This is a genomic window from Rhizobium rosettiformans W3, from assembly GCF_004912135.1.
Lineage (GTDB): Bacteria > Pseudomonadota > Alphaproteobacteria > Rhizobiales > Rhizobiaceae > Allorhizobium > Allorhizobium rosettiformans.
The window spans coordinates 1-3,123 of record NZ_STGU01000053.1; the positions used below are offsets into that span (position 1 = coordinate 1).

Here is a 3,123-nt window from a genome sequence, read left to right on the forward strand (position 1 = left end):
GTACCCCTCCGGCGTGGGCCGCCTTGCGCTGTTTCGCTGGAACCATGATTTTGCGCTCTTGAGAGTGGATTTAAGAGCGCATTGAGGATCGATGGCACAGGCAATGTTGCTGACGGGGCGGGAACGGCGTCGCCGTTGGTCGTCAGATGAACGATGGGAGATCCTGGAGGCAGCATTTGCTCCGGGATCAAATGTCTCGGAAGTTGCGCGTCGCTTCGACGTTTCGACGGGACTGATCTACACGTGGCGTCGCCAGGCGCTGGTGGTTGAGGAGGGTCCAGCTTTTGTGCCGGCGACGGTTGTGGATTTCTCGGGCAATGCCGTTGGCGGGACGGCGGCCGTCTGTGTGGAATTTGCTAATGGCACGAAGGTGAAGATTGCGTCTTGTGCACCTCGCGACCTTGCTGCTGCCGTGCTACGGGCACTCAAATGATCCCGATCAGTTCGAGCGTGCGGGTATGGATTGCGAGCGGCCATTGCGATATGCGCAAGGGGATGCAGGGCCTGGCCCTGATCGTGCAGGAGGGGCTCGGTCGTGATCCCTTCAAGGGTGACGTTTTTGTCTTCCGCGGGAAAAGTGGGCGGCTGATCAAGGCTCTTTGGCATGACGGAATTGGCCTGTCTTTATATGCAAAGCGGCTCGAGCGCGGCCGTTTTATCTGGCCGGCGACGGAGGGTGGGGCGATTGCGCTGACGGCTGGCCAGATGTCCTATTTGCTTGAGGGAATTGACTGGCGAAACCCGCAACAAACATGGCGTCCGACGAGCGCTGGATAGTGTATTTGGGTGTGATTTTTAAGAGGCAGCGCCAGGAAAACCTATGCAAATCAGGGGTTTTGTGGTTCACTTCAAGCATGGAACCCGGCTTCGAAAATCACCGTGATCATGCCGCTGCTCTTGAAGCAGAATTGGCGGTGGCGCGGGCTGAACGGGCCGCTGCTGTGGCTGAATTGGCTGTTGCCAAGGCCAAGGAGGCCGACGATCAGGCCATCATTCTTCGCCAGAAAGTCTATATCGAAAAGCTGCAACGGGAACTGCGCGGTCAGAAGTCGGAACGGACGGCACGGCTAATTGCGCAGTTAGAGCTGATGCTTGAGGACGCCGAAGCGACGGCGACCGCAGATGAGCTTGCCGCCGAAATGGCCGTTGCTGCGGCGGCTGCGATTGCGGTCACCGGCTTTACGCGCAAGCGGCCTGTCAAAAAACCGTTTCCCGAACATTTGCCGCGTGAGCGTGTCGTTGTGCCCGGTCCGGTTGCCTGTAGCTGCTGTGGTGGTGAACGGCTCCGCAAGCTCGGCGAAGACATCACCGAAACAATGGAGAGCGTACCGCGGAGCTGGAAGGTCATTCAGACGGTGCGGGAAAAGTTCACCTGCCGTGACTGCGAGAAGATCAGCCAGGCACCTGCGCCCTTCCATGTCATCCCGAGAGGGTGGGCTGGTCCGAGCCTTTTGGCGATGATGCTCTGCGACAAGTTCGGCCAGCACATTCCCCTCAATCGCCAGATCGAACGTTTTGCCCTGGAAGGTGTGCCAATCAGTCTGTCGACAGCAGCAGACGCGATTGGCGCGTGCTGCCAGGTCCTTGAGCCGCTGGTGCGGCGGATTGAAAGCCATACGTTCGCGTCTGAACGGATCCATGGTGATGACACGACCGTGCCGGTTCTCGCTCTCGGCAAGACCGTCACCGGTCGGATTTGGAGCTACGTCAAGGACGATGCTCCGTTTGGCGGAACGGCGCCTCCGTCGGTGATGTTCTATTACTCGCGGGACCGTGCCGGCGAACATCCACAGGCGCACCTTGCCAATTATAGCGGCATCCTTCAGGCGGATGCCTATAAGGGCTATGGCCAGCTCTATCTTCCCGATCGAAGTCCGGGCCCGATTTATGAGGCGGCGTGTTGGGCGCATGCCAGGCGACCATTCTTTGCGCAAGCCGATCTGGAGACCAATGCGCGCCGAAAAGCGCAGGGTAAAAGTGCCGCCGTTATCTCACCAGTTGCCTTGAACATGGTGCAGAGGATCGACGCGCTGTTTGAGATCGAACGCCAAATCAATGGCCACACTGCCGATGAGCGGAAGGCAATCCGCCAGCGACTATCAAAGCCGCTGATCGACGAGATGGAAGCATGGATGCGGGAACACCGCGCCGGGTTGTCGCGTAACACTGACTTGGCAAAGGCGTTTGACTACATGCTGAACCGATGGGAAGCCTTTACCCGTTTCCTCGACGACGGCCGTATCTGCTTGTCGAACAATTGCGCGGAGCGATCTCTGCGGGGCGTGGCGCTCGGGCGAAAGGCTTGGCTATTTGCCGGTTCCGATCGCGGAGGACAAAGGGCGGCAGCCATGTACAGCCTGATCGTCACCGCGAAAATGAACCGCATTGACCCACAGGCTTGGCTTGCCGATGTTCTCGCCCGCATCGCCGATCATCCAGCTAGCCGGCTCGATGAGCTTCTCCCCTGGAATTGGCAGAACTCCGCAATACCATCTCTGCCGCAGGCGGCCTGATGGCAGGTCCTCTCGTTCGCTTGAAGGTTACGCTCGACGATGTCGACCCCTTGGTGATGCGGCGTGTTGTCGTGCCATTCCGTATTCGGCTCGACCGGCTTCATGATGTTCTTCAGGAATCCTTCGGCTGGACCAACAGCCATCTCTATGAGTTCAGGATCCGTGACAGCGGGTTCGGTCTGCCTGATGATGGCTTTGGTGGTCCCATCGATGCACGCAAGGAAACGCTTCTTGCTGCCATCGAAGATATTGGCGCGAAGTCATTCAAGTATCTCTATGACTTCGGCGACGGTTGGACGCACACCGTGAAAATCGAAAAGATCTTTCCAGCGACTGCCGGCTTCGACGATCCATTCCTTCTCGAGGTTGTCGGACGGTGTCCGCCAGAGGATGTCGGCGGTCCCTGGGGCTATCAAGAGTTCCGCGAAGCCATTGCGGACACCAATCATGAGCGTCACCACGAACTTGTCGAATGGTGGGGAAGCTCTGACTATGACCCTGGCGAGGTCGATGCCAGAAAGCTAGGCAAAAACGTCGAGGCATTGGCTGCGAAATGGAAACGCCGAACGCGGAAGAAGGACTGAAACTGCGGCCTTCGCCGAATGCTTAC

Annotated in this window: 4 protein-coding genes; all 4 read left to right on the forward strand. The window is 58.4% G+C overall.

All coding sequences use genetic code 11. The annotated features are described in order from the left end of the window. The first annotated feature begins 91 nt into the window (after positions 1 to 91). Positions 92 to 433, forward strand: a complete 342-nt coding sequence (gene tnpA, locus FAA86_RS24165; RefSeq protein ID WP_136543843.1) for an IS66-like element accessory protein TnpA — start codon at positions 92 to 94, stop codon at positions 431 to 433. After that, positions 430 to 777, forward strand: a complete 348-nt coding sequence (gene tnpB, locus FAA86_RS24170; RefSeq protein ID WP_046119556.1) for an IS66 family insertion sequence element accessory protein TnpB — start codon at positions 430 to 432, stop codon at positions 775 to 777. The genes tnpA and tnpB overlap by 4 nt, the downstream gene beginning before the upstream one ends. Before the next feature lie 77 nt (positions 778 to 854). After that, positions 855 to 2,513 (forward strand): IS66 family transposase, encoded by a 1,659-nt coding sequence (gene tnpC / locus FAA86_RS24175; RefSeq protein WP_136543847.1) that lies wholly within the window; start codon positions 855 to 857, stop codon positions 2,511 to 2,513. Next, a complete protein-coding gene (locus tag FAA86_RS24180) occupies positions 2,513 to 3,097 on the forward strand; it encodes a plasmid pRiA4b ORF-3 family protein (RefSeq protein WP_136543845.1) in 585 nt (194 codons plus the stop codon). Before tnpC ends, FAA86_RS24180 begins: the two co-directional genes overlap by 1 nt. Positions 3,098 to 3,123: the final 26 nt, after the last annotated feature.

Coding starts and splice junctions, on each gene's coding strand:
- tnpC (WP_136543847.1), top strand. CDS start 855: ATGGAACCCGGCTTCGAAAATCACCGTGATCATGCCGCTGCTCTTGAA.
- tnpA (WP_136543843.1), top strand. CDS start 92: ATGGCACAGGCAATGTTGCTGACGGGGCGGGAACGGCGTCGCCGTTGG.
- FAA86_RS24180 (WP_136543845.1), top strand. CDS start 2,513: ATGGCAGGTCCTCTCGTTCGCTTGAAGGTTACGCTCGACGATGTCGAC.
- tnpB (WP_046119556.1), top strand. CDS start 430: ATGATCCCGATCAGTTCGAGCGTGCGGGTATGGATTGCGAGCGGCCAT.